The 24,570-nt window shown below is 33.1% G+C and carries 21 protein-coding genes; 10 read left to right on the top strand and 11 right to left on the bottom strand.

Features of this window, described 5'->3' with window-relative positions; all coding sequences use genetic code 11:
- Positions 1–124: 124 nt before the first annotated feature.
- Positions 125–310 (top strand): hypothetical protein, encoded by a 186-nt coding sequence (locus tag ABDW27_RS23330; protein WP_343698084.1) that lies wholly within the window; start codon positions 125–127, stop codon positions 308–310.
- A gap of 2 nt (positions 311–312) precedes the next feature.
- Here the strand turns inward: ABDW27_RS23330 and ABDW27_RS23325 are convergent, their stop codons facing one another.
- The gene (locus tag ABDW27_RS23325) at positions 313–612 is read right to left on the bottom strand and encodes a hypothetical protein (RefSeq protein WP_343698083.1); all 300 of its coding nucleotides are present in this window, start codon (positions 610–612) and stop codon (positions 313–315) included.
- A 323-nt stretch (positions 613–935) separates the two neighbouring features.
- Positions 936–1,703, bottom strand: a complete 768-nt coding sequence (locus tag ABDW27_RS23320; RefSeq protein ID WP_343698082.1) for a TSUP family transporter — start codon at positions 1,701–1,703, stop codon at positions 936–938.
- A 124-nt stretch (positions 1,704–1,827) separates the two neighbouring features.
- Between ABDW27_RS23320 and ABDW27_RS23315 the strand changes: the two genes are divergently transcribed.
- The gene (locus ABDW27_RS23315; protein ID WP_343698081.1) at positions 1,828–2,349 is read left to right on the top strand and encodes a hypothetical protein; all 522 of its coding nucleotides are present in this window, start codon (positions 1,828–1,830) and stop codon (positions 2,347–2,349) included.
- Between the two features lie 90 nt (positions 2,350–2,439).
- On the opposite strand, the gene ABDW27_RS23310 is transcribed toward ABDW27_RS23315, so the two are convergent.
- Entirely contained in the window at positions 2,440–3,348 is a 909-nt protein-coding gene (locus tag ABDW27_RS23310) for a patatin-like phospholipase family protein (protein WP_343698080.1), read from the bottom strand.
- Positions 3,349–3,458: 110 nt separating this feature from the next.
- The gene (locus ABDW27_RS23305) at positions 3,459–5,519 is read right to left on the bottom strand and encodes a M1 family aminopeptidase (protein WP_343698079.1); all 2,061 of its coding nucleotides are present in this window, start codon (positions 5,517–5,519) and stop codon (positions 3,459–3,461) included.
- 93 nt (positions 5,520–5,612) lie between these two features.
- On the opposite strand from ABDW27_RS23305, the gene ABDW27_RS23300 reads away from it, so the two are divergent.
- Positions 5,613–6,350: a diphthine--ammonia ligase gene (locus tag ABDW27_RS23300; protein WP_343698078.1), complete on the top strand. Its 738-nt coding sequence runs from the start codon at positions 5,613–5,615 to the stop codon at positions 6,348–6,350.
- 23 nt (positions 6,351–6,373) lie between these two features.
- Positions 6,374–6,877 carry a hypothetical protein gene (locus ABDW27_RS23295; protein WP_343698077.1) on the top strand — a complete coding sequence of 168 codons (504 nt, stop codon included), beginning with the start codon at positions 6,374–6,376 and terminating at the stop codon, positions 6,875–6,877.
- 3 nt (positions 6,878–6,880) lie between these two features.
- On the opposite strand, the gene ABDW27_RS23290 is transcribed toward ABDW27_RS23295, so the two are convergent.
- The 3 genes from ABDW27_RS23290 to ABDW27_RS23280 form a co-directional block, all read right to left on the bottom strand.
- Complete coding sequence (locus ABDW27_RS23290; protein WP_343698076.1) at positions 6,881–7,420, bottom strand: DUF1697 domain-containing protein; 540 nt, start codon at positions 7,418–7,420, stop codon at positions 6,881–6,883.
- 51 nt (positions 7,421–7,471) lie between these two features.
- A complete protein-coding gene (locus ABDW27_RS23285) occupies positions 7,472–9,235 on the bottom strand; it encodes a hypothetical protein (protein ID WP_343698075.1) in 1,764 nt (587 codons plus the stop codon).
- A gap of 139 nt (positions 9,236–9,374) precedes the next feature.
- Positions 9,375–9,806 carry a hypothetical protein gene (locus tag ABDW27_RS23280; protein WP_343698074.1) on the bottom strand — a complete coding sequence of 144 codons (432 nt, stop codon included), beginning with the start codon at positions 9,804–9,806 and terminating at the stop codon, positions 9,375–9,377.
- A 255-nt stretch (positions 9,807–10,061) separates the two neighbouring features.
- Between ABDW27_RS23280 and recG the strand changes: the two genes are divergently transcribed.
- On the top strand, positions 10,062–12,170 hold the full coding sequence (gene recG / locus ABDW27_RS23275; RefSeq protein WP_343698073.1) for an ATP-dependent DNA helicase RecG: 2,109 nt from the start codon (positions 10,062–10,064) through the stop codon (positions 12,168–12,170).
- Positions 12,171–12,462: 292 nt separating this feature from the next.
- Here the strand turns inward: recG and ABDW27_RS23270 are convergent, their stop codons facing one another.
- The 3 genes from ABDW27_RS23270 to ABDW27_RS23260 all read right to left on the bottom strand — a co-directional run bounded on the left by ABDW27_RS23270 (position 12,463) and on the right by ABDW27_RS23260 (position 14,616).
- Positions 12,463–13,062: a PAS domain-containing protein gene (locus tag ABDW27_RS23270; protein ID WP_343698072.1), complete on the bottom strand. Its 600-nt coding sequence runs from the start codon at positions 13,060–13,062 to the stop codon at positions 12,463–12,465.
- Positions 13,063–13,132: 70 nt separating this feature from the next.
- Positions 13,133–13,987 carry a hypothetical protein gene (locus tag ABDW27_RS23265; RefSeq protein ID WP_343698071.1) on the bottom strand — a complete coding sequence of 285 codons (855 nt, stop codon included), beginning with the start codon at positions 13,985–13,987 and terminating at the stop codon, positions 13,133–13,135.
- Positions 13,988–14,016: 29 nt separating this feature from the next.
- Positions 14,017–14,616: an AhpC/TSA family protein gene (locus ABDW27_RS23260; RefSeq protein ID WP_343698070.1), complete on the bottom strand. Its 600-nt coding sequence runs from the start codon at positions 14,614–14,616 to the stop codon at positions 14,017–14,019.
- A gap of 560 nt (positions 14,617–15,176) precedes the next feature.
- Here ABDW27_RS23260 and ABDW27_RS23255 point away from each other — a divergent pair.
- The 3 genes from ABDW27_RS23255 (at position 15,177) to ABDW27_RS23245 (ending at position 20,902) form a co-directional block, all read left to right on the top strand.
- Positions 15,177–16,235 carry an efflux RND transporter periplasmic adaptor subunit gene (locus tag ABDW27_RS23255; RefSeq protein ID WP_343698069.1) on the top strand — a complete coding sequence of 353 codons (1,059 nt, stop codon included), beginning with the start codon at positions 15,177–15,179 and terminating at the stop codon, positions 16,233–16,235.
- Between the two features lie 190 nt (positions 16,236–16,425).
- A complete protein-coding gene (locus ABDW27_RS23250; RefSeq protein ID WP_343698068.1) occupies positions 16,426–19,521 on the top strand; it encodes an efflux RND transporter permease subunit in 3,096 nt (1,031 codons plus the stop codon).
- Positions 19,522–19,591: 70 nt separating this feature from the next.
- Entirely contained in the window at positions 19,592–20,902 is a 1,311-nt protein-coding gene (locus tag ABDW27_RS23245; protein ID WP_343698067.1) for a TolC family protein, read from the top strand.
- 8 nt (positions 20,903–20,910) lie between these two features.
- On the opposite strand, the gene ABDW27_RS23240 is transcribed toward ABDW27_RS23245, so the two are convergent.
- Positions 20,911–21,042: a hypothetical protein gene (locus ABDW27_RS23240; protein ID WP_343698066.1), complete on the bottom strand. Its 132-nt coding sequence runs from the start codon at positions 21,040–21,042 to the stop codon at positions 20,911–20,913.
- Between the two features lie 55 nt (positions 21,043–21,097).
- On the opposite strand from ABDW27_RS23240, the gene ABDW27_RS23235 reads away from it, so the two are divergent.
- Positions 21,098–21,961: a bestrophin family ion channel gene (locus ABDW27_RS23235; protein WP_343698065.1), complete on the top strand. Its 864-nt coding sequence runs from the start codon at positions 21,098–21,100 to the stop codon at positions 21,959–21,961.
- Positions 21,962–22,115: 154 nt separating this feature from the next.
- A complete protein-coding gene (gene pheT, locus ABDW27_RS23230; protein ID WP_343698064.1) occupies positions 22,116–24,536 on the top strand; it encodes a phenylalanine--tRNA ligase subunit beta in 2,421 nt (806 codons plus the stop codon).
- Positions 24,537–24,570 lie beyond the last annotated feature (34 nt).

Raw genomic sequence — 24,570 nt, 5'->3', positions numbered from 1 at the left:
TTTATCTCTCTGGTTCTCTACGAGGATATCCTCAATCGGGGCTAGGCTCAAGCAATTGGATTTTTAATATAAATTGCGAGAAAATTCTTTAAAAATAATATATTTGCTGAATATTTTGATAGCAATGAAAATAGTACTAACAGAAAATGCTGAAAAAACTTATTTTGAAATCGTAAATAAATTTTCAAAAACTAAAGCTGTTTTATTTTCACAAAAGACTATTTCAATTCTTGATATAATTAAAGACAACAATCATATTGGTTCAAAATATAAAAAAACTTCTTATAGAAAAATAAAAGAAATCCTTTGAATTTAGATATTATACTTAGCTCTTAATTTTTCTTTAAAATCAGAAAGATCAACTATCCTTCCGGCTTTTATATCATCTTCACTTTTCTGTAATTCCTGCATTAAAATTTCTTCAGGAAATAATATCGTAGTAATAAGTTTAACTTCTTGATGTGTAAAGCTTTTTGATCTAAGTTTTCTGTAATATGTAGCATGTTTTAAACCTAATTTTTGCATAAAAAATTCAGCTTTATAGTAAGATTTACCTATTAATTCAGGTAAACTATTAATGTAATTCTCGTAATTTTCAACTATTTCTATCATAAAATGATACTTTTAGTATTATTATTTCACAAATATACTCTAACAAAATGATAATTGAAACAGAAATTAAGTTAAAAATAATTCCTCATTTTAGAATCTTATTTAAATATATTCTTGCATATAATTATATAAAAGAAGAATCAAAAATATGCCGTTAGGCATTAAATATCGGTAGAAATTATTAATACGAATAGATTAAGCGTGCCGTAGGTACGCAATATTATTGTTATTGCGTACCTACGGCACGTCAATGAAATTAAATTCTATTTAGCTACCGATATTTAGTGCCTAACGGCACAAATTTTACATCTTTATTTTATAAGTTATTTATAAAAAACATCATAAGCAAATCTAATAAGCGTTCCCACAACCACAACCAAAAAGAAAATTCTAATAAAACCGTTTCCTTTATTGATTGCCACTTTTGCTCCAAGCCAGCCGCCCAATCCGTTACTTACTGCCATTGGAATTGCGATTGCCCAAATGATTTTTCCTTTTATCATAAACAGGCAAATCGAACCAAAATTCGTTGCCAGATTTACCATTTTAGCATTTGCAGAAGCGTTTAAAAAATCGAAACCTAAAAGCGCAATAAAACCTACAACTAAAAAACTGCCTGTTCCGGGTCCTATAAAACCATCATAAAAACCAATTATTATACTCATCAAAACAGCATAGATTATTTGCTTTGTTTGCGAATGATCTTTAGCAGCATGCTGTCCGAAGTTTTTCTTTGCATAAGTATAAATAAACAGTAATGATAAAACCACAAGCAGAAGCGGTTTCATAAAATCATTACTCACAAGTGTTAATATCGCTGAACCCAAAAATGCCGACGGAAATGCCAAACACATCATCAATAAAAGCAATTTCCTTTCTATGGCTACTTTTTTTAAGTATTGAAAAGCCGCAAATGCAGTACCGCTGAAGGCTGGAATTTTTAAACTTCCAATAACGGTAGAAACCGGAAGATTTGGCAATAAAATTAATCCCATTGGAGTTTGGATTAATCCGCCGCCGCCTACAATTGCATCAATAAATCCAGCGGCAAAAGCTGCTAAACAAAGAAAAAATATTATATATGAGTCCATTAAAACAATATTACATTCATTAAAAAGCAAAGTGCAAAAGTAAGTTTTAGTATTTGTTTATTCGGATAAATTTAAAGTGGATTTCTCACCAAAAAGTATATTTTTGCTAAAAAATTTTACCCAAATGGATTTTACCAGAATTATCGAATTAGCAAGTTATACATTGCCGGCAATTGTTACCGGATTTGTAGCCTACAGTTTTTTTGAACTGCATATTAAAAACAATGATAAAAAACGTGCTTTTTTATTAAACAAACAAGCTCATAAAGAGTCATTACCAATACGTTTACAGGCTTACGAGCGTATGACATTGTTTTTAGAACGTATCAATCTAACGAAATTATTGATTAGAGTTTCTCCAATTTCTCAGAATAAACATGACTACGAAAATTTCGTAATCGATCAAATCGAACAGGAATTTGAGCATAATTTAACTCAGCAAATTTATATGTCTGAAGAATGCTGGACTATTATTACGACAGCAAAAAACACAACGATTCAAATGATTCGTAAAGCTGCTATGAGCGATCGTGTTGAAAATGCTGATAAACTTCGAGAAGTTATCTTGAATGATTTACTGGAAAAACAATCTCCAAGCAACGCCGCTTTAAGTTTTATTAAAAATGAAGTTGCAGAACTTTGGTAGAATCAAATTTTAGAGTTCAGATTTTAGATTATTGAGGGTATATTTCCATCCCAAGAACAATCTAAAATCTAAATTCTGAAATCTAAAATCTTAAATCAATATCTTATTATCACTCATAACCTCAGATTTATTCTGAGCATATTCATAACCTTGTTTCCACCACTCTTTCATTATTTCTTTATTAAAAATCAAAGCGTTATCAGTTAATTTTGTAGGCGTGTAATATAAATTAAGTTTTACATCTTTACTATTTGCCATAAGTTTTCCTATAGCAATATCATGTTTTTCGACCTGATCTAAGGCAATTCTAAACAAATCAATCATCAGTGAAAATGGATTTTTTCCAATCACCATTTTACTGGTATTGACTTCTGTTTCCAAAATAATTACATCAATTTCAGTTGCACCGCGATTGATAGCTTCACGAATTGGAACTAAACTTGAGAAACCTCCGTCACCATATTCATAATTGTTTTTGGTAGCCAGACTCATAAACGGAATATAATTACTCGATATCCAGGACCATTCACAAAATTCTTCGTAAGTACAATCTTTAACGGATTTATATTCAGCTTCGTTTTTTGTTAAATTGGTTACGGTAATTACAACATCACAATGAAGCTTTTTCAGCTTATTAAAATCGGTTAGAGAAAAGTTATTTGTAATGTATTTTTTCAATCCTTTACTTTCTCCAAAGGTTCTTTTTCCTCTAAAAAACTGACGCAAAACGTTAAAGTGATTAATAGTCACAATATCAATTCCGTCCTTTACTTTTACAACAAAAGGGCAGATATTGAAAATCTTACTCATGCTTACGTTTGTATATACGGAATGTATTTTCTTGATGTGACCGAGAGCTAAATGCGGAATTAAAAGACTTCCTGTAGAGGTTCCGATGAATAAATCGTATTCATGTCGTTTTTCTTCTATTAAATACTGTGCAACTCCTCCGGCAAATGCGCCTTTACTTCCGCCGCCAGAAATAACTAATGCTCTCATAAATTTTATAGTAGGTTTTGTTTTTGGATTTTTTTTAAGAGGAAAGATAATAGAAACAAGAGACAAGATTTAAATTCAGTCTTTATCTTGCTTCTTTATTCTACCTCGCTCTACTCTTTCAACAAACGATTCAATTGAAATTGTTCATCGGGGTTCAAATTAGGCAAAATTCTATTAAATGAAGCACGCATTTCTGAATTTTTCAATAAAACTCTGATCGAGTCTCTTCCAAATTTTGAAAACTGCCACATATGGTGCGTTGTAGCGTTTACTAAATTGGTTAAAACTTCATCATTTATAAACTTAAAAGCAATGAGTTTTTCTAAAGCATTCTGGCGTGTTGTGGCTTCGTATTTTGTGGTCGAAAATGCTACTAATTCATTCACAAGTTCTTCAGGATTATCGCTGTAATTCATTGTTGATAAAGCAAGCGACAACCATAATGTTCTCAGATTATAATCGTTAAAACCAATCCAGTTTTTCGATTTATCCAGATATTCTGTTCTATGACTTGGAAAGTTTTTCCATAAATAAAACAATGTAATTTCCTGTGTTTCATATGATTTATCATCCAGAAGCGTTTCATATTCTGTTCTAAAATCTTCGGGAATTGTCGATAAAGTTTCTGCCAGAGTCTGTCGCAATTGCAGGCTGTTTTGGTGAAGTGCTTTTAGTAATAATTCTTTTTTATTTTCATATTTTTCGTTTTGAATCTGAGAAATAACTGCTTCTTTTACAGAATAATGAATATCTGAATCTAAAGTTTCTTTGAAAAAATTTATCTTTTCATTTAAAGGCGTTTTCTTCAATTTATCCACTTCTAAACGCACTTGAATAGCTTTGTTTTTACTTAGTAAGGCATTTGCCGTTGAGGTATCAAAAGCAGTTGATTCCAGCCATGTTTTTTGAAACTGAACTAAATCAAAATCAGAAACTTTTTTTACTTCATCAAAGAAATTTTGTGTATTGACATTCTTAAAGGCGTATTTTTTTAAATAATTTTTTACTGCTTTTTTAAAAGCTTTATCACCAATTGATTCATGCAAAACAAAAAGCGCCCAAGCTCCTTTTTCATAAAAAGTAAGCGAACTTGCTTTGGCATTCAAAACCGGAATTGTATCGGTTCTTGATGCAAATTTTATCTGCTGTGCTGTATCATATAATTTGGCGTAGAAATAATCATCTCCAAAAATTGATCTTTCTGCCAGCAAAGCATAATAAGTCGCAAAACCTTCCTGAAGCCAATGATGTGTACTGCTTTCGGCTGTAATTAAATCACCAAACCAATGATGTGCTAATTCATGAGCGTCGACATTTGTATAATTTCTGTCTAAAAATGCGATATCATCAACCACGTAGCGGGTTGTAAAAAGTGTAGTCGTTGTGTTTTCCATTCCGGCATATAAAAAATCACGAACCGGAATTTGTCTGAATACTTTCCACGGATATTTTACGCCAATTTCTTTCTCCAGAAAATCAAAAATACGCTTAGAATAACGATAAGTTGATTCAAAACGCGCTGTATCTTTATTCTCTAAATAATATTCTAAAGGGATTTTTGATTTAGACTTAAATTCTTTTTTATCATATTTTCCAATGGATAGAACCAATAAATAAGAACTCATTGGATTTTCCATTTCGTATTGCCAGTGCACAAGATTATCTTTCTCGGTTTTACTTTTTAAAACTCCGTTTGATACAACCTGATAGTCTTTCTTATAAGTAATTCCGAGATTGAAGATTACTTTTTCGTTTACATCATCAAAACTCGGAAACCAGTTACTGGTATATCTTCCCTGCCCTTGCGTCCAGATTTGAATATCATCATTTTCTATGTTTACAAAATACAACGCTTGTTTTGGTTTTGCATTGTAGCTGAATGTCAAATGATTATTCCCTTTTTGAAAGTGATTTATTATTTGAAGTTCTTTTCCTGTATTCACAAAAACTGCCTCTTTTCCGTCTATTTTAACGTTTGAAAACTGCATGTTTTTTGCGTCAATTTTTATGGTATCAATAGGTTGTAGAACTTCAAAATTATAATCAACCTCTCCGAAAATTATTTTTTGGGTCTCAACTATCTTTAATTGGCCTGAAACAGATTTAAAATCAACATATTGGGTTTGTTGGGCGAAAACAAAGGTGGTTATTAAAAGAAAAATATATTTCATTGAAAAAAAATTAGTGGCAAAATTCAAAGTTACAAAGGTTTCATAAACAAATCGAATGAAATTTGTAAGTTTACCATACAAAAATAAACAAACGTGTCTACACCTAAAAAAGCTTTATTTAACTGGAGCAGCGGAAAAGATTCTGCTCTGACTTTATATAAAATTCTTCAAAATCCGGAATACAAAATTGAATATTTATTGACGAGCGTCAATCAGCAATACCTCCGAATTTCGATGCATGGTGTTCGTGTTGAATTATTGCAGGCACAAGCAGAAAGCATTGTGATTCCATTAAAAATCATGCAGATTCCTGAAATGCCAACCATGGAAGTTTATGAACAAGTGATGATGGATACATTAACCCAATTAAAAAATGAAGGAATTACACATTCTGTCTTTGGGGATATTTTTCTGGAAGATTTAAGAAAATATCGTGAAGAACAGCTTGCCAGAATTGGTTTTACGGGTGTTTTTCCTATCTGGAAAATTCCTTCTCACGATTTAATTCAGGAATTTATTTCGCTTGGTTTTAAAACCATAGTGGTTTGTGTAAACGAACGTTATTTAGATAAAAGTTTTGTGGGTCGAATTATTGATCAGAGTTTTATTGATGATTTGCCTGAAAATGTAGATGTCTGCGGTGAAAATGGAGAATTTCATACTTTTACTTTTGATGGTCCGATTTTCTCAAAACCTATCGATTTTGAAATTGGAGAAATCGTATATCGTAAATACGAAAAACCTAAAAATACAAATTCATCAGATACAGCCTGTGATACAAGTGCTCCTGACGCTTTTGATTATGGATTTTGGTATTGTGACCTTGTTTAATTTACCGATTATAAAATAAAAACATGTCATTAAAAGAAACTACAGATGTAAAACTAGTTCTTCGCTTTTTAGATGAAATAGGTATTACAGTTATTGAAAAGGATTTGGGCGACACTTTTTTACCCGGATTAGACTTGGGTTCTAATTGTATTTATATCGATTATGATAAATTACTTTATCCTGGAGATATTTTGCATGAAGCCGGACATTTGGCCGTTACCACATCTGCAGAAAGAAAACTTGTGGGCACAAATGAAATCTCAACCGACTGGCCAACGCAGGGAGAAGAAATCGCAGCTATTTTATGGTCATTTGCCGCTGCAAATCATTTAGAACTGCCTCTAGAATTTGTATTTCACCCTAATGGTTATAAAAATGATTCTGAATGGCTGATTTCTAATTTTAGCAATAAAAATTATTTGGGTTTACCCCTTTTAGAATGGATGGGTTTATGTCTGGGAAATGAGCGTGCGGAAAAAGAAAATAAAAAAGCTTTCCCGGCCATGCAGAAATGGCTTCGGGATTAGCTTTTATTCTTCATACATTTTCAGCAGGTTTGTAACCGTATTTAAGTTTCGCATTGTTCCTATTATATTGAGTTTTTTCTCAATATATTTGAGTTCCAATCTGGTTTTTCCGGCTCCAATATTATATTTAATAAAAATTCGGTTTTCGTCAATGCTGGCTTCGTCCGGTTTAAACTGACTGATTTTTAAATCGTGTATATTTTCTTTTTTTAAGACAATAGAAGAAAAAACAACATACAGTTTTTTCTCGTCAATTTCTTTTTCTTTCAAATACGGATTGTTTGTAAAACACAATTCAAGATCTTTTTTTGAAATTACAACAACAGGAACTTCATGCCCAAAAACCTTAAAAATTTCCTGTTTAATCATAAAACCCACTTTTGGCGCATCTTCGTCACTATCTACAAAAACATTTCCTGATTGCAGATAAGTTCGAACATTTTTAAAACCAAGATTTTCCAGCATTGATTTCAAAGCTTCCATTTTAATCATGTTGTGTCCGGAAACGTTAATTCCGCGTAAAAGTGCTAAATGTGTTGCCATTTTTTAATTTTTATTCAAAGATAAATAATGCAAAGTATATAGTTTTAAAAACTATTCATCATCTTCACCAATTTCAATATCAAATTTGGTTAAGAAATCATTCAGACGTTTTTTGTATTTTGCTTTGGCTTCAACTACAATTACGTCAGTTTCTTCATTTGTTTCGATTGGGTCTAGATTAAACTCATTTTTAACCCATTCCTGAAATACTTCTTTGTTTTCACTTTCTTCGTAATATCCTTCATCCTGATAGAAATAAGCCTTATCAAAATCAACTGAAATTTCAGTATCTAAAGTCAAAAGATGAATTAGTTTTCGGGTATTTTCTGCTACGACATGAATTCCGCCTTCGTCTCCAAAAACAACTATCGGACAGTTATTCAAATCTTTATCAATAAGCCAGTAAGCATACGAACTTCCTGAACCATTTGCGCCGGCAAATTCAATAAAACTATTATAAAACTCTTCTTTTTCAGACCAGGATTTTATACCTGTTTTATCATTCCACACCAATAATCCAAAACATTCAGAATAAGTATCTGATCCGTATTTTTGATCAAATTCATATAATTTCACCAAATCTTCCGGTAAAGCATAACCGCCAAACTGAACCGAATATTCTTCTAAAGTAAAAGTGTTGCTATACTCCTGATACTCTCTTTCATCTTCTTCTTCGTCTTCAACAACTTCTGCAGTAAGCATTTCAAAGGCATTTACTGCTGTACATTTTACGCAGAACATCTCAATTCCGGGTGCAGTTTCATTATTTGCCCACTGAAATTTTGGATTTCCGTCATCATAAAGGTATTCCAGAACAAGCGTGATTTCTTCATCATCATGGCACCATAAAGCACGCATTCTGATATTGAAACCATTTCCTATTTCTTCTGAAATCTGACTGTATTTTTTGCCTTCATATTCAAAAGGAAGAAATTGATATAACGTATTTCCAATATTTCTGATGATTTTTCCTTCGCTCAAAAATTCCTCATTTTCAGACAATTCCTCAATCATATTTATAAACTGATTTCGAAAATCAGCATACATATATTTATCTTTTTTATCGTGATCAAGAATAGAAAGCCCTTTTTTGAAGGCATCCAGATAATCATTTCCTAGTATTTCAGTGCCATACTTTGTATATTCAATAAACGAATCATCAACAATATCAGATAAATTATTGGTTGAAGGAAAGTAGTTTTCGAAAGTTAAAAGATTTCCGTCAGCATCACTAACGTTACTGCAAATCATCACATCTGGTCTGTTTACATTAATGATCGCCTGAATATCGGTAAAACGTTCAAAATGCATTGGCATATCATCGCTGTAAATTAATCTGGAAACAACATCGCCTTTTACGAAAAGTTCTCCGTGATTGTATTCACCAACAATAGTATCGCATTTTAAACCGCCGCCTAAATAATGTACGCTTCCAAACAAATGTATGTTTACTGCGGATGTTTCTCCCAAAACAATTAAAGCAGGAGAATTATCTGTATCGTAAGAACTTATTAGTTTTTTTACCTGAAGATTTCCTTTAAAAATAAATCCAAGAATGAAAATATCCTGATGTTCTTCTGTACTGAAATCCATCTCAAATAAATCCATTTCAACATCTTCTTCTGCTAAAAGAAATATTGGATTTTCTTCATAATCCGGAAAACGCCAGGTATCTTCAAAAACATTGTAGATTTTTTGATTGTCAAAATTGGTAAGTTCACCAATTATTTCGTGAGCTGCGTGACGATTTATAACTTTAAAGGTAATACCTGAAAACTCAAGGGTTTCAAAAGGAACTTTTTCTATTTTACTCATTTTTTTAGTGGCATATATTTCAACAAATCTAATAATTATCTTTATTTATTAAAATAATTCTGACTTCAAATAATAAAAAAACTCTGCCGAAAATGCAGCAGAGTTTTTCAAGTATTTATAGTTTAGCAAATTCAAAAAATTATTTCGTTTTTTCATAAACCAAGTCCGGACCGTCACAATTTCGCCATGTGCTGGTTAGATCACCGGCGTCGTTGATAAATAATTCTTCACTTAAATTTCCGGTACAGCTGCCAATAATAGTACTTGTACTGGCATACGTTAACTGAAAATGAGGTTTGTTCTGAATTTCTACAATCGAAAAAGTTCCTGATGCTGTAGTCGTTACACCATTTTGCGTTCTGGTTTTTACAAAAGTATTATCTCTTTTAAAGTCATAAAACTCTTGATATTGCGGTTCGCCAATGATATAAATAGCCTGAATAAAAGAACCAGTCATACTCGTTAATTTCCATTTTCCGTAATAAGCAGAAGAATTTCTGGAATCGGCATCATCGTTTGAACAGGAAAGAATACTAAACATTAATATAAAAACTGCGGTAATTTTTTTCATTTTGCTTTATTTTAAGGTTTATCTAATTAAATAGATAAGTTTTTTCTTAAAAGGTTGCTTATCTGAGTAATAAATTTTCAAGACTATCTCGCTTTCAAATTTCCCAATTAAAATTTATCTTCGCTTTTTTAAATAGAGAAAAGAGTAAAGAATAAAGAAAATAGAGATAATCTAGTCTATTTTCTTTATTCTTTACTCTATATTATCTAAAAATCTAAAATCAACAATCTAAAATCTAAAATCCCAACTCCCTTCATGTCTAATAATCTTCTTGAAACTCCTATCGAATACTTAAAAGGTGTTGGCCCGAGTCGTGGTCAATTGCTTCGTAAGGAATTAGGAATTCATAAATATGGAGATTTAGTCAATTTTTACCCAAATCGATATATTGACAGGACACGGTATTATAAGATCAATGAGTTACAGAATACTGGAACTGAGGTTCAGATTATTGGGAAAATCATCAACATCAAAACAGTTGAATTTGCTAAGAACAAAAAGCGTTTAGTTGCCAGTTTTGTTGATGAAACCGGAATGATTGAACTGAACTGGTTTCAGGGTCATAAATGGATTCGGGAGAGTTTAAAGCTTAATGAACAGTTGGTTATTTTTGGAAAATGTTCTCTGTATGGAAGCCAGTTTAGTATGGCGCACCCCGAAATTGAATTATTGAGCGAGCACGAGAAAAGTCTTCGTTCGGCGATGCAGCCTGTTTATCCTTCTACAGAAACGTTGACAAACCGCGGAATTTCAAACAGAACCATCAACAAAATGATGGAACAATTGTTTATAGAAACTCAGGCTTTGTTTACAGAAACTTTTCCGCCTTATTTAATTGAAGAATTAAAACTGATTTCTAAAAGAGCCGCTTTATTCAACATACATTTTCCTAAAAGTGCCGATGCTTTGGCAAAAGCCCAATTTAGATTAAAATTTGAAGAATTATTTTTCATTCAGCTTCAGTTAATTACCAAAAATCTAATTCGGAAACACAAAATAAAAGGCCATCCTTTTACAAAAGTGGGAACGCTTTTTAATGAATTTTATCAAAATCACCTGCCATTTGATTTAACCAATGCCCAAAAAAGAGTGTTGAAAGAAATCCGCTCAGATATGGGCAGCAACGCTCAAATGAATCGTTTACTGCAGGGTGATGTGGGTTCAGGGAAAACAATTGTGGGTTTTATGAGCATGCTTTTGGCTATCGATAATGGATTTCAGGCTTGTTTAATGGCGCCTACAGAGATTTTGGCTAATCAGCATTTTCTTGGTTTGTCTGAATTTGCGAATACTTTAAATATCAATATTAAAATCTTAACCGGATCGACTAAAACTTCTGAAAGAAAAATTATTCACGAAGAACTCGAAAATGGAAGTCTGCAGATTTTAATTGGAACTCATGCATTACTTGAAGATAAAGTGCAATTTCAGAATTTAGGTCTGGCAATTATTGATGAGCAGCATCGTTTTGGTGTTGAGCAAAGATCGAAATTATGGAAGAAAAATGATATTCCGCCGCATGTTTTAGTAATGACGGCAACGCCAATTCCGCGAACTCTGGCGATGAGTTTGTATGGCGATTTGGATGTTTCGGTTATTGATGAATTACCACCTGGACGAAAACCAATCCAAACCGTGCATCGTTTTGACACTAATCGTTTAAAAGTCTGGAAATTCCTGCGTGATGAAATCGCAAAAGGAAGACAGATTTATATTGTTTATCCGTTAATTCAGGAATCTGAAAAAATGGATTATAAGGATTTGATGGACGGTTATGAAAGTATTTCGAGAGATTTTCCGCTTCCGCAGTATTCCATTTCAATTGTGCACGGAAAAATGAAACCGGCTGACAAAGACGCCGAAATGAAACGTTTTTCTGAAGGAAAAACCAATATTATGGTGGCTACAACGGTTATTGAAGTGGGTGTAAATGTATCCAATGCCAGCGTTATGATTATCGAAAGTGCTGAACGCTTTGGTTTATCACAGCTGCATCAGTTACGCGGCCGTGTAGGTCGTGGCGCAGAACAGAGTTACTGTATTTTAATGACCGGACATAAATTAAGTACCGACAGTAAAACCCGAATGGAAACGATGGTGCAAACCAACGATGGTTTTGAAATTGCAGAAGTCGATCTTAAACTTCGCGGTCCCGGAGATTTAATGGGAACGCAGCAAAGTGGTGTTTTAAACCTTCAAATCGCAGATATTGTTCGCGATCGTGATATTTTGTCTTTGGCACGAAACTATGCCATGAAAGTCCTTAAAGAAGACGCTCCTCTTCAAAAACCTGAACACGCTATTCTTAAAGCTGTTTTTATCGAATTGACCAAAAAGAAAAATATTTGGAATTATATTTCTTAAAGAGGCTAAGGTTCTGAGGTTCTAAGATGCTAAGTTTTTTTAGATTCAAAGTTACAAAGGCTCAAAGTAGAAAAGTTCATTCAAACTATTGTCATTCTGAGCGAAGCGAAGGTTCACAGAGCATAAAATCTTAGCATCTTAGAACCTCAGAACCTTAGAATCTTAAAAAAAAATATACTCCACTGCATCTAACTCTTAAAAAGTTATGAATATTCAGGTGACTAGATTTGTTGGGGGGCAAATGTTTTTATCGAATATAGTGATGCAATGAAGTACATATTTTTTTTCTTAATTATTTTTTTGGAGGACTTTTATCAAATAAACCACTGAATAATCCTTTGCTGACTTTATTTTTATCGTCTTTTCCGGTTGCAATTAAATGATCTACATATTCCATGTATGATTTTTTTCGCTCTTCTAAAAATCCGACTAAATATTCTTCAGAAGCAATTATGCCGCTGGTTTCTTCTATCTGCAAAAGTTTTCTGTATAACGGCTCTATAAATTTTGTAATAATAGGCTCAGGAACCGATTTTCTGGTTCCGAAATACCCCACAATATCGCCATTTTCATCGGCAACAATTTTAAAATCAGTAACTACCCAGTAATATCGGCCGGTTTTGGCCATATTTTTTATAATTACATGAATATTTTCACTTGATTTAATACTGTCCCATAAAAATTTGAAAATAACTTTTGGCATATCAGGATGTCTCACAATATTGTGAGGTTGTCCAACAAGTTCAAATTCATCATATCCTGAGACATCTATAAAATCTTCATTGGCATACAGAATTGTTCCGTTTTTATCTGTTTTACTAAGTAATACTTTATTTTTATTCCAGTCGACTTCGCGGTCTGAAGGAGTTGGCCGGTTAAATCTGGTATCCATAAATTTTCAATTAACAATTAATAATAATGGTGATTCTGCGTGTATTTTTGGAAGTTGGTTCTGAGAGAGTTTAATGCCTTGTATTAGTTGATTTTACATGAATATCATTCACTAAATCATCAATTTTTTTAGCACTGTCTCTCATCATGTCTAAATAAGTCAGCAGTTTGTCATTATCTGTATGACCTTTAGAAACATCAATTAACTTAAGAACAGAATTAACCGGAAGTTTTAAATCTAAAGTCGTTCTGTGCACAAAATCATTATATTCTTTAGTTGCAGTCATCGAACTAAATTTAGCCGAAGCCAGCTTCATGTTTTCTAACTCATATTCATCAGAAATTTTAGAAATATGATTATGGCTGTGTTCTTTAAAATAATAAGCCCAATATCCGTTCATAAAAAACACAACAGCCGCCAAAACGGTATGGATAATCAGCGTTTCGAGATCAAAATTTACCTGAGAAAAATACACCTGAAATCCGTTTGCATCATTGTAAATAAAGTTTTGGAGATAAGCCAAGCCCGCGTGATGCAGTACAACCAAAAGCGTAAGCGGAATCTGCAGTTTCCAGTTTTGATAAATAATCAGGATTGTACTGGCAATGAAAACCGTAAAATGCATTTCGAATAAACCATGCATCTGGTAAATATACTGCGCCATAAATATAGCCAGTATCACAGATAAAACGTATTGATAAAATTTCGAATTTTTAATAAAAAACTTGGCAGAATAATAGGCCAAAAGATTTAGAGTTCCTACTCCTACTCCAATTTCGAAAGTATCATATTTAAAAGATAATCCAATCCCGAGAAGGAAATAAACTGCAAGAACATAATTAATGATTGAATCTGATTTTTGTGTCATTGTAGACATAAAACTATGCAGATAATCTTGCTCATTTAAACTGGCTTTTGTTTTCATAGGTTTAATTTTTTAGTTAGTGGATAGATTTATTTAGTGCAATTTGGTAACGAACATCCGTAAGCTCTTAGAGCTAAAGCATTAAATGAGGGCGAATTTTTTTGTTTCAACAGCATGTCAATTGCCATTTGCGCATAATTACTGTTTGCATCTGTGCAATATCTTGTTTTATTGTAATTTCCACGGTAATATAAATTATGATCTGAATCCAGCAGCACTGCCTGCGGGGTCGAGATCACGCCGCATTTTTTGGCAATTCCTTCATCAAAATATACCGGAATCTGAGCTCCGAATTTTTGCTGAATTTCTTCTATGGAAAAATTTTTCTTTTTGTTTAAGACTACGATTTTAAAATTGACTTTGTCTCCATATTGTTTAATCAAATCGCTTACATGAGGAACATTGAACCTTGAACATGGACAATCCGGATTAAAAAAGTGAAAAAAAACAGGTTTACTGTCATAAGCGCAGCATTGCGATAAATCAATTTTTGAGCCCATCGCTATGGCATGATAATTTTTAGGAACTGGAGTTGGCAGGCTGTATTTAAATTCGTTTTGCCAAAAAAGAAACCCTATCGAAAAGAGTAATAATGTAAACCACAAAGCTAAGAGTATTTTTTTCTTCATATAATTTTTGTTTAGTAATTAAGAGCAAAAAATATAAACACTTGTTAATACAATTATTGATTAATTTCTGTGAAAACCTAAAAAAACAACACCTAATTCACTTTTTTAACAATAAAACTTACAACATATTCTAATAAACTATAGAGGAATTGACATTTTGTTTAACATAGTAATGTTACAAATAAATTCGATAAAGTGCAAAAAAAATCGGACAAAAGAGAAAAAAAAGTTACCATCTGAGGTATTCATTGGGGATAACAACTTATAAATAAAAAAACTTAAAATTATTTTCCAAAATCTAAAAACAACACAACAAGTTAATTATCAATTAAATAAATTAAAAACTTGAAATTATTTCAAAAAAATCAATTTTCATTTTAAACCTTTTTCTGAGAAGAATATCTAAATGCAAACTTTTGCATTTACAGCGAATAAAAATGACTTTGAAATTATTGTAATCCAAGTGTTAAATAAAAGCTAACGCCTTTTGGTTTCGGTACAAAAAGTTAAATTTGCTAGTTGCAAAAAACATAAATCAAAAACACATTCACCTAAATTTTATGAAATTAAAACATCTAATCTACGCCTTAATAATCATTGTTTTAGGAGGATTTATTACCTACAGAATAATATCCAACAAAGGCAAAAACGACGAATCGAAAAAGTTTGGCGATAAAGACAAACCAACAACCGTAACGGGACTTGTTGTTAAAACTTCGACTTTTGACAATAATTTATCTTTATCAGGCTCTATCGAAGCAAACGAACAAATCGAAATTCACAGTGAGGTTTCAGGAATTGTAGAAGGTATTTATTTCAGTGAAGGTACTTATGTAAATAAAGGACAAGTACTTTTTAAAGTGAATGACATCGAATTAAAAGCACAGTTAAGACAAGCTGTAACTAAAGAAAACTTAGCTGCCGAAAACGAAAGAAGAGCAAAACTATTACTTCAAAAAGAAGCCATAAGCCAGGAAGAAGCTGATGTCGCAAAAGCAGATTATGCTTCGGCACAAGCTCAAAGTCAATTAATTAGAGCACAAATATCTAAAACATCTGTAAAAGCACCATTTTCCGGAAAAGTGGGTTTACGTTCTATTTCACCGGGAACATATATTACACCAACAGTTGTAGTCGCAAAATTAGTTAATACAGGAAAACTGAAAATCACATTCTCAATTCCTGAAAAATATGCAGCAGAAGTAAAAAACGGATCTATAATTGATTTTACCGTTTCTGGTTCTGATAAAACCTACAATGCAAAAATCTATGCTATAGAACCTGAAATAGCTGTAGCAACACGTACGTTACAAATTCGTGCCATTGCTGATAATACCGACGGAAAACTTTTTCCGGGAACTTTTGCCGATGTAAAATTACCTTTAAACATTATTAAAGATGCAATCGTTGTACCTTCTCAAGCCATTGTTCCGGTACAGGATGGTAAAAAAGTATACATTGCCAATATAGGAAAAGCCAAAGAAGTTATGGTTGATGCAACAACAAGAACTGATGCTTCTATTTTAATTTTATCAGGATTAAAAGCCGGAGATACTTTAATAACAAGTGGTGTTATGTCATTAAAAAACGAAGCACCTATAAAAGTTAAAGTAAAATAGTCATAAAGCCGAAAGTCATAAAGTCACAAAGACTTGAATATAGATTTAAAGATGGCAGTAAGATTTAGCAATAAATCTGAAATCAACAATCTAAGATCTAAAATGACTTTAATATAGATTTAAAGATGGCGGTAAGATTTAGCAATAAATCTGAAATCTAAAATCAACAATCTAAAATCTAAAATCACAAATGAGTTTATCAACCACAAGTATCAGAAGACCTGTTTTAACCATTGTACTGAATTTATTAATCATATTATTCGGTTTTATTGGTTATACCTTTTTAGGTGTTCGAGAATTTCCCTCTATCGACCCGGCTCAGGTTTCTATCAGAACCAGTTATACCGGAGCCAATGCAGATATTATTGAATCGCAAATTACAGAACCTCTTGAAAAAGCAGTAAATGCAATTGACGGAATCCGAAATATAACTTCTTCCAGTAATCAGGGAAGCAGTAACATTACCATTGAGTTTAATCTTGATAAAGATTTAGAAGAAGCCGCAAACGACGTTCGTGACAAAGTTTCGCAGGCTATTAGAAGTTTACCGCAGGATATTGATGCCGCTCCGGTTGTATCAAAAGCAGATGCGGATAGTGATGCTATTATTTCGATGACAGTTCAGAGTGACACACGTAACTCTTTAGAATTAAGTGATTACGCTGAAAATGTTATTTCACAGAGACTGGAAACAATTCCGGGCGTAAGTACCGTTCAAATTTGGGGACAAAAACGTTACGCAATGCGTTTATGGATTGACCCTGTAAAACTTACCGCTTACGGCTGTACGGTTGCCGAGGTTCGTGATGCATTAAACGCACAAAACGTAGAATTACCTTCGGGAAAACTAACTGGAAATAATACCGAATTAACCGTAAAAACAATTGGTAACTTATCAAAAGCAGAAGAATTCAACAATATTATTATTCGTACCGATGGAGATAAAATCGTTCGTTTAAGTGATGTTGGAGGAGCTGAATTAGGCCCTGAAAATTTGGAAACAAAATTAAGCCAGTCAGGGCTTCCGTTGATTGGTTTGGCGATTGTGCCAATGCCAGGAGCCAATTATCTGGATATTTCAAAAGAGTTTTACAAAAAATACGAAGCGCTTAAAAAGGATCTTCCAAAAGATATCAAACTGAATATAGCACTTGATAATACTATTTTCGTAAAGAAATCAGTTCTTGAAGTTGCCGAAACCTTAGGAATTTCGATTATTCTCGTAATCATTATTATCTATTTATTCTTTAGAGACTGGGCAATTGCTTTCAGACCTTTGATTGATATTCCGGTTTCGTTAATTGCTACTTTCTTTATAATGTGGCTTTTCGGATTCTCAATTAATGTATTAACATTATTAGCCATTGTTTTAGCAACCGGATTGGTTGTGGATGACGGAATTGTGGTTACGGAAAATATCTTTAAAAAAGTCGAAGAAGGAATGTCACCTATCGAGGCTGCAATTAAAGGTTCGAATGAAATTTTCTATGCCGTAATTTCGATTTCGGTAACATTGGCAGCGGTATTTTTACCGGTAATTTTCTTAGAAGGTTTTGTAGGCCGACTCTTTAGAGAATTTGGAGTTGTAATTGGGGCCGCCGTTTTAATTTCTGCTTTTGTATCGTTGACTTTAACGCCAATGTTAAACGCTTATTTAATGAAAGGCGGAGAACAGAAAAAATCTAAATTCTACATTAAAACCGAACCGTTTTTCGAAAAAATGAACAGCGGTTATGCCGAAGCTTTAACGAAATTTATGGACAGAAAATGGATAAGTTTTCCAATTTTAATTGTATGTTTTGGATTGATTTATTTATTCTTTACAATCCTGCCAAAAGAAACTGCTCCTTATGATGACAGAAGTGCTGTAACCATGCGTATGACAACTCCAGAAGGATCTTCATACGAATATACAGATCGTTTTATGCAGGAAATCTCAAAATTAATTGATGATTCGATTCCGGAGAAAAAAGTAAGTTTGGTTATTACCTCGCCGGGATTCAGCTCAAACTCTGTAAACAGCGGATTGGTAAGACTTACATTAAAAGAAGTCGATGAAAGAGAAAAATCTCAAAAAGATATTGCTGATGAATTAACAAAATGGACCAAACAATATCCGAATGCTAAAACATCTGTAACACAACAACCTACAATTGCCGTAAACAGACGTGGTGGTTTACCAATTCAGTATATTATTCAGGCTCCGAATTTTGAAAAATTAAAAGAAAAAATTCCGGTGTTTATGGATGAAGTGGGTAAAAGCGATGTTTTCTCTACTACCGATGTGAATTTGAAATTCAATAAACCTGAAATCAACGTAAGCATCGACCGAGCAAAAGCAGAAAGTTTAGGAATTTCTATTATTGATATTGCGCAGACTTTACAGCTTTCGTTAAGCGGACAGCGTTTTGGATATTTCATCAAAAACGGAAAACAATATCAGGTTATTGGTCAGTTTGATCAAAAAGACAGATCAAAACCACTTGATTTAACTTCGATGTTTGTAAAAAACAAAAAAGGTGAATTAATTCAAATGGACAACGTGGTAAATGTTGTTGAGCAAAGTAATCCACCGCAATTATACCACAATAACCGTTACATGTCTGCAACCGTTTCTGCAGGTTTGGCACCGGGAAAAAGTATCAGCGACGGTATTCAGGAAATGGACAGAATTAAAGCAAAAGTGCTAAACGATACTTTTACAACTGATTTAAGTGGAGAATCAAGAGATTTCGTTGAAAGTAGTTCAAATACTTCATTTGCATTTGGATTGGCATTATTGTTAATCTTCCTGATTCTTGCCGCACAATTTGAAAGTTTTATTGATCCGTTTATTATCATATTAACAGTACCAATGGCGGTTGCCGGAGCTTTATTCTCGCTTTGGTTGTTCAATCAAACCTGGAATATTTTCAGTCAGATTGGTACTGTAATGTTGATTGGTCTGGTTACCAAAAATGGTATCTTAATTGTGGAATTTGCCAATCAGTTACGCGAACAGGGCAAACCAAAAATGGAAGCCATTCTGGAAGCATCAGAAGCACGTCTGCGTCCGATTTTAATGACGAGTTTAGCCATTGCATTAGGAGCTTTACCAATTGCAATGTCGCTTGGAGCAGCTTCTACAAGTAGAATTGGTATGGGAGTTGTAATTGTTGGAGGAACTATTTTCTCTCTTGCGTTAACTCTTTTCGTTATTCCGGCTATTTATTTTATGTGGTCAAAAGCAAGAAAACACTATCCGGAGTTTGACCGTATCGACGAATACGAAAGAGAAAGTAAATAAGAATGTATTAGTCCCGAGTTCAGAAATTAATTCAATAAAATTTCTGAACTCGGGACAAAAGAAAAACAATATGAATATTAAAAATTTATACTGCACTCTAATAGTTTTATTCTTCTGCATTGCAAAAACAAATGCACAAGATGTTTTGACTATTGAAGAAGCAATGAAAATCGCTTTAGAAAACAATTTTGAGATAAAAATTGCCAAAAATAATTCTACCATAAGCGAAACCAATGTTACAATTGGAAATGCAGGAATGCTGCCAACAGCAACAGCTTCTATCACTGATAATAACAGTGTTACAAATTCAACTCAGGTGCGTCAGGATGGAACTTCTACTACATTAAATAATGCCAAAAACAACAGTTTAAATTATGGTGTGAGTTTAGGCTGGACTGTCTTTGACGGAATGAAAATGTTTGCCAGATTAGATCAGTTAAAAGAACTTCAAAAATTAGGAGACGCAGAACTAAAAAGAACCATTTTGGTAAAAATAGGTCAGGTAAATTCTGCTTATTATGATTTGGTTCAGCAGCAGCATCAATTGGCTGCTTTAGACACTACAATTGTAATTTCTAAACAAAGAGTAGAATTGGCACAAAACCGTTTCAGTATTGGAAAAGCTTCAAAATTAGAAGTTTTAAATGCGCAGGTAGATTTAAATACAGATCAGGTTACTTTATTAAGACAAAAAGAATCGTATGCAAATGCTAAAATATTATTGAACCAATATTTAGCGCGTGATCCAAAAATCAATTTTACAGTTACAGATGTAGTAACGGTTGATAATAAATTAGTTCTGGCCGATTTATTAGATTTAGCTCAAAAACAAAACCCTGCTTTAGAATCGCAGATAATCAACAAACGAATTGCAGAACTCCAGCTTAAACAGGTAAAAGCTGACCGCTACCCTACTTTAAGATTAACATCGGGTTATAATTTTGCCGAAAGCCAGTCGAGTTTAGGTTTTACGAGTGAAACATCTTCCAGAGGTTTAAGTTATGGTTTTACAGCCAGCATGAACATTTTTGACGGGTTTAACCAGCATCGAAACGAAAAAGTAGCCAAACTTCAAATCGAAAATTCTCAAATTGCGATTGAACAGCAAAATATGATTTTAAACACGCAGTTAAGCACTGCTTTTCAAACGTATTTGACCAATTTAGAATTAATTGATTTAGAAGAAGATAATGAAGCTATTGCCAAACAAAATTTGCAGATTACTTTAGATAAATTCAGAATTGGAACTATCACAACACTTGATTTTAGAACAGCTCAACTCAACTATGTAAATGCCAAAGTGCGCTACAGCAACGCACAGTATGAAGCAAAATTATCTGAAATTGCTTTAAAAGAATTAGCAGGAAATATGAATTTTTAATTTTTTACCTAATAATTAAAAGAACTAGAAGCACTTACATCTAAAACACAACGCATTAGTTGCAACTCATCTTCATCTACTAAATCTCCTGAATCTGCGGGAAAAAAATCAGCTCGCAGATTCAGCAGATTTTTTTTCATTTTACAACAAATTAGGACGATTTTTAATTTAAATTTGTTTCCAAACAAATTTTAGATGATCTCATACAATACCAAAGAATGGTTTACATTTATATTCCATTTTCACAAATCAGACACAGTTAGAAAACTATTACCAATCATGCTTGCGATTGGTGTTTATGCTGCAACAGTTGGTTATCTGGAAGTTGAATATTTTAAAATTACCAAAAACGATTACATCCATAACATTCCTATTATGCACGGAATGCTGGGTTTCGTAATTTCGTTATTACTGGTTTTTAGAACCAATACCGCTTACGACCGCTGGTGGGAAGGCCGCAAACTTTGGGGCGGACTTGTAAACAGCAGCCGTAATCTGGCGATAAAACTTTCGGCTATTTTAAAAGACGAAAATGACAGAAGTTTTTTTAGAAAATTTATTCCACTCTATGCTGATATTCTGCACAAACATTTAAAAGATGCGGATACAAGTAAACAGCTTTTTGAAGATGTTGATTTAGAAATCGATCATCATAAACACAAACCCAATCAGTTAAAAAGAATAATGTATCATAAAATCAATGATTTATATGATGCAAAAAAAATATCGGGCGAACAGCTGATTACTTTAAATGACGAACTAACCGCTTTTACAGATATCTGCGGCGCTTGCGAACGCATCAAAAACACACCTATTCCCTACTCTTACAGCGCTTTTATCAAAAAGTTCATTTTCTTTTATACCATGACACTTCCGTTTGGGTATTCAGTAAGTTTAGGGTATCTGGTGGCTCCCGTAGTGGTTTTTATTTTTTACGTTCTGGCGAGTTTGGAGCTTATCGCAGAAGAAATCGAAGATCCGTTTGGAGATGACGAAAATGACCTGCCAACAAGAAAGATTTCAGAAAACATTAAAAAACATATTGAAGAGCTGATTTAGAGCAAAAAAGTAAATTCAAATTACTCAAAAAATAACGAAAAACAGTTGTAAAAAACGTCTATTTAAACAAAGCGGCAAGAAAAAACCAAATAATTTCTTTCTTACTACAACTGGCAATTCTTATATTTGTACCTCATAAAAGAATAAAACTAACATGAAAATATCTTACAACTGGTTAAAACAATTTATTAAAACTGACTGGACATCTGAACAAACTTCTGAGCTATTGACAGATTTGGGTCTTGAAGTTGAAGTTGTTGAAAAATACCAGTCTATTAAGGGCGGATTAGAAGGTGTTGTGGTAGGTCATGTACTTACTTGCGAAAAACACCCAGATGCTGACAGATTAAAAGTTACTACCGTAAATATTGGTTTAGAAGCTCCTGTGCAAATTGTATGCGGCGCTTCGAATGTTGCTGCCGGACAAAAAGTACCGGTTGCTACTATTGGAACCGTTTTATATGATAAAGAAGGCGTTGAATTTACTATTAAAAAAGGTAAAATTCGCGGACAGGAAAGCCACGGAATGATTTGTGCCGAAGATGAATTAGGTCTTGGATCTGGTCATGACGGAATTATGGTTCTGGATGAAAATCTGGTTCCGGGAACTAAAGCTTCTGAAGTTTTTCAGATTGCTGATGATGAAGTTTTCGAAATTGGATTAACGCCAAACCGTGCTGATGCGATGAGCCACTTTGGTACAGCGCGTGATTTAAGAGCCGGAATGCTTCAAAGAGGTGTAAATATCGAATTGATTACACCATCTGTAAGTAATTTTAGAGTGGATATGCGTACGCTTAAAATTGATGTGAATGTTGAAGAACCAACTTTAGCACCAAGATATTGCGGACTTACCATTTCTGGAATTACGGTTCATGAATCACCAAAATGGCTGCAAGACCGTTTAAAATCTATTGGCTTAACTCCAAAGAACAATATTGTCGACGTTACTAATTATGTTTTACACGAATTAGGTCAGCCTCTTCATGCTTTTGATGCTGCGAAAATCAGCGGAAAAGTAATTGTAAAAACATTACCGGAAGGAACAAAATTCGTGACTTTAGACGATGTTGAAAGAACATTACATGCTGAGGATTTGATGATTTGCGACGAAAAAGGACCTCTATGTATTGCAGGTGTTTTTGGAGGAAAAAAATCCGGAGTTTCAGATACAACAACCAGCATTTTCTTAGAAAGTGCCTATTTTGATGCCGTAAGTGTTCGTAAAACAGCAAAAAGACATCAATTAAATACAGATGCTTCTTTTAGATTTGAAAGAGGAATTGACCCAACAATTACAGAATATGCTTTAAAACGTGCTGCTATTTTAATTCAGGAAGTTGCGGGTGGAAAAATTACTTCTGACGTTGTAGAGGTTTATCCTAAAAAAGTAGAAGATTTTTCAGTTTTATTGAATTTCAGCCACGTTTCTAAAATAATCGGACAGGAAATTCCAAAAGATACTATCAAAAAAATACTGGTTTCTTTAGATATTAAAGTAAACAGCGTTTCAGATACAGGTTTAGGATTAACCATTCCGGCTTACCGTGTAGATGTACAAAGAGAAATTGACGTTATCGAAGAAATTCTAAGAGTTTATGGTTACAACAATATTGAGTTTTCTAAAAAATTCAATGCAACGGTAGCTAATTCTCCAAGAACGGAAGATTATAAAGTTCAAAACGTTATTGCTTCACAATTGAATTCTCAGGGATTTCATGAAATGATGGCCAATTCATTGACAACTGCTGCTTATGCAAAATTATCAAACGTTTTAAAAGAAGAACATAACGTTACGATGCTGAATCCTTTAAGCAGTGATTTATCAACAATGCGTCAATCTTTATTATTTTCTGCTTTAGAGGCTATTTCGTATAACATCAACAGAAAAAATTCAGATTTAAAATTATTCGAATTCGGAAAATCATATCATAAATACCTTAACGGTTACGAGGAGCACAAACATTTAACTTTGTCAATTTCCGGAAACAGAAACAAAGAAAGCTGGACAACGCCGCAAAAAGGAACTGATTTCTTCTTGTTAAAAGGATATGCAAAAGGTGTTCTGGCACGTTTAGGAATTGAAAAAATCTCAAACGCTCCTGTGCAGTCTGATGTTTTCTCTGAAGGAACTTCTATTTGCTACAACAATGATACATTAGTTGAAATGGGAGTTGTAAAAAAATCAATTTTAAAGCATTTCGGAATTAAACAAGATGTGTATTATGCTGATTTCAACTGGGATTTAATTTTAAAAATTATTACCGGAAAAATTAAATACACTGAGATTCCTAAATATCCGGAAGTTCGTAGAGATTTAGCCTTATTAATTGATGAAAAAACAACTTACGAAAGCATCTTTAATTTGGCAAGACAAACAGAAAAAGCGCTTTTAAAAGATGTTAACTTATTTGATGTTTATCAGGGAGATAAATTACCTCAGGGGAAAAAATCGTATGCTTTGAGTTTTACAATTCAGGATAACACCAAAACCCTTACTGACTCTCAGATTGATAAAATCATGTCGAAATTACAACAGACTTTTGAAACTGAACTTGGAGCAACTTTGAGATAAATCTTAAAAGTTCTAAATATAAAACCCGACAAGC

The sequence above is a fragment of the Flavobacterium sp. genome (genome assembly GCF_039595935.1).
Taxonomy (GTDB): domain Bacteria; phylum Bacteroidota; class Bacteroidia; order Flavobacteriales; family Flavobacteriaceae; genus Flavobacterium.
The sequence above is the reverse complement of the archived record's forward strand: the minus strand, read 5'-3'. Positions and strand labels throughout refer to the sequence as shown.

What these genes read in the sequence shown, in the direction of transcription:
- ABDW27_RS23330 (WP_343698084.1), top strand. Translation starts at nt 125, where the DNA reads ATGAAAATAGTACTAACAGAAAATGCTGAAAAAACTTATTTTGAAATC.
- ABDW27_RS23325 (WP_343698083.1), bottom strand. Translation starts at nt 612, where the DNA reads ATGATAGAAATAGTTGAAAATTACGAGAATTACATTAATAGTTTACCT.
- ABDW27_RS23320 (WP_343698082.1), bottom strand. Translation starts at nt 1,703, where the DNA reads ATGGACTCATATATAATATTTTTTCTTTGTTTAGCAGCTTTTGCCGCT.
- ABDW27_RS23315 (WP_343698081.1), top strand. Translation starts at nt 1,828, where the DNA reads ATGGATTTTACCAGAATTATCGAATTAGCAAGTTATACATTGCCGGCA.
- ABDW27_RS23310 (WP_343698080.1), bottom strand. Translation starts at nt 3,348, where the DNA reads ATGAGAGCATTAGTTATTTCTGGCGGCGGAAGTAAAGGCGCATTTGCC.
- ABDW27_RS23305 (WP_343698079.1), bottom strand. Translation starts at nt 5,519, where the DNA reads ATGAAATATATTTTTCTTTTAATAACCACCTTTGTTTTCGCCCAACAA.
- ABDW27_RS23295 (WP_343698077.1), top strand. Translation starts at nt 6,374, where the DNA reads ATGTCATTAAAAGAAACTACAGATGTAAAACTAGTTCTTCGCTTTTTA.
- ABDW27_RS23290 (WP_343698076.1), bottom strand. Translation starts at nt 7,420, where the DNA reads ATGGCAACACATTTAGCACTTTTACGCGGAATTAACGTTTCCGGACAC.
- ABDW27_RS23285 (WP_343698075.1), bottom strand. Translation starts at nt 9,235, where the DNA reads ATGAGTAAAATAGAAAAAGTTCCTTTTGAAACCCTTGAGTTTTCAGGT.
- ABDW27_RS23280 (WP_343698074.1), bottom strand. Translation starts at nt 9,806, where the DNA reads ATGAAAAAAATTACCGCAGTTTTTATATTAATGTTTAGTATTCTTTCC.
- recG (WP_343698073.1), top strand. Translation starts at nt 10,062, where the DNA reads ATGTCTAATAATCTTCTTGAAACTCCTATCGAATACTTAAAAGGTGTT.
- ABDW27_RS23270 (WP_343698072.1), bottom strand. Translation starts at nt 13,062, where the DNA reads ATGGATACCAGATTTAACCGGCCAACTCCTTCAGACCGCGAAGTCGAC.
- ABDW27_RS23265 (WP_343698071.1), bottom strand. Translation starts at nt 13,987, where the DNA reads ATGAAAACAAAAGCCAGTTTAAATGAGCAAGATTATCTGCATAGTTTT.
- ABDW27_RS23260 (WP_343698070.1), bottom strand. Translation starts at nt 14,616, where the DNA reads ATGAAGAAAAAAATACTCTTAGCTTTGTGGTTTACATTATTACTCTTT.
- ABDW27_RS23255 (WP_343698069.1), top strand. Translation starts at nt 15,177, where the DNA reads ATGAAATTAAAACATCTAATCTACGCCTTAATAATCATTGTTTTAGGA.
- ABDW27_RS23250 (WP_343698068.1), top strand. Translation starts at nt 16,426, where the DNA reads ATGAGTTTATCAACCACAAGTATCAGAAGACCTGTTTTAACCATTGTA.
- ABDW27_RS23245 (WP_343698067.1), top strand. Translation starts at nt 19,592, where the DNA reads ATGAATATTAAAAATTTATACTGCACTCTAATAGTTTTATTCTTCTGC.
- ABDW27_RS23240 (WP_343698066.1), bottom strand. Translation starts at nt 21,042, where the DNA reads ATGAAAAAAAATCTGCTGAATCTGCGAGCTGATTTTTTTCCCGCAGAT.
- ABDW27_RS23235 (WP_343698065.1), top strand. Translation starts at nt 21,098, where the DNA reads ATGATCTCATACAATACCAAAGAATGGTTTACATTTATATTCCATTTT.
- pheT (WP_343698064.1), top strand. Translation starts at nt 22,116, where the DNA reads ATGAAAATATCTTACAACTGGTTAAAACAATTTATTAAAACTGACTGG.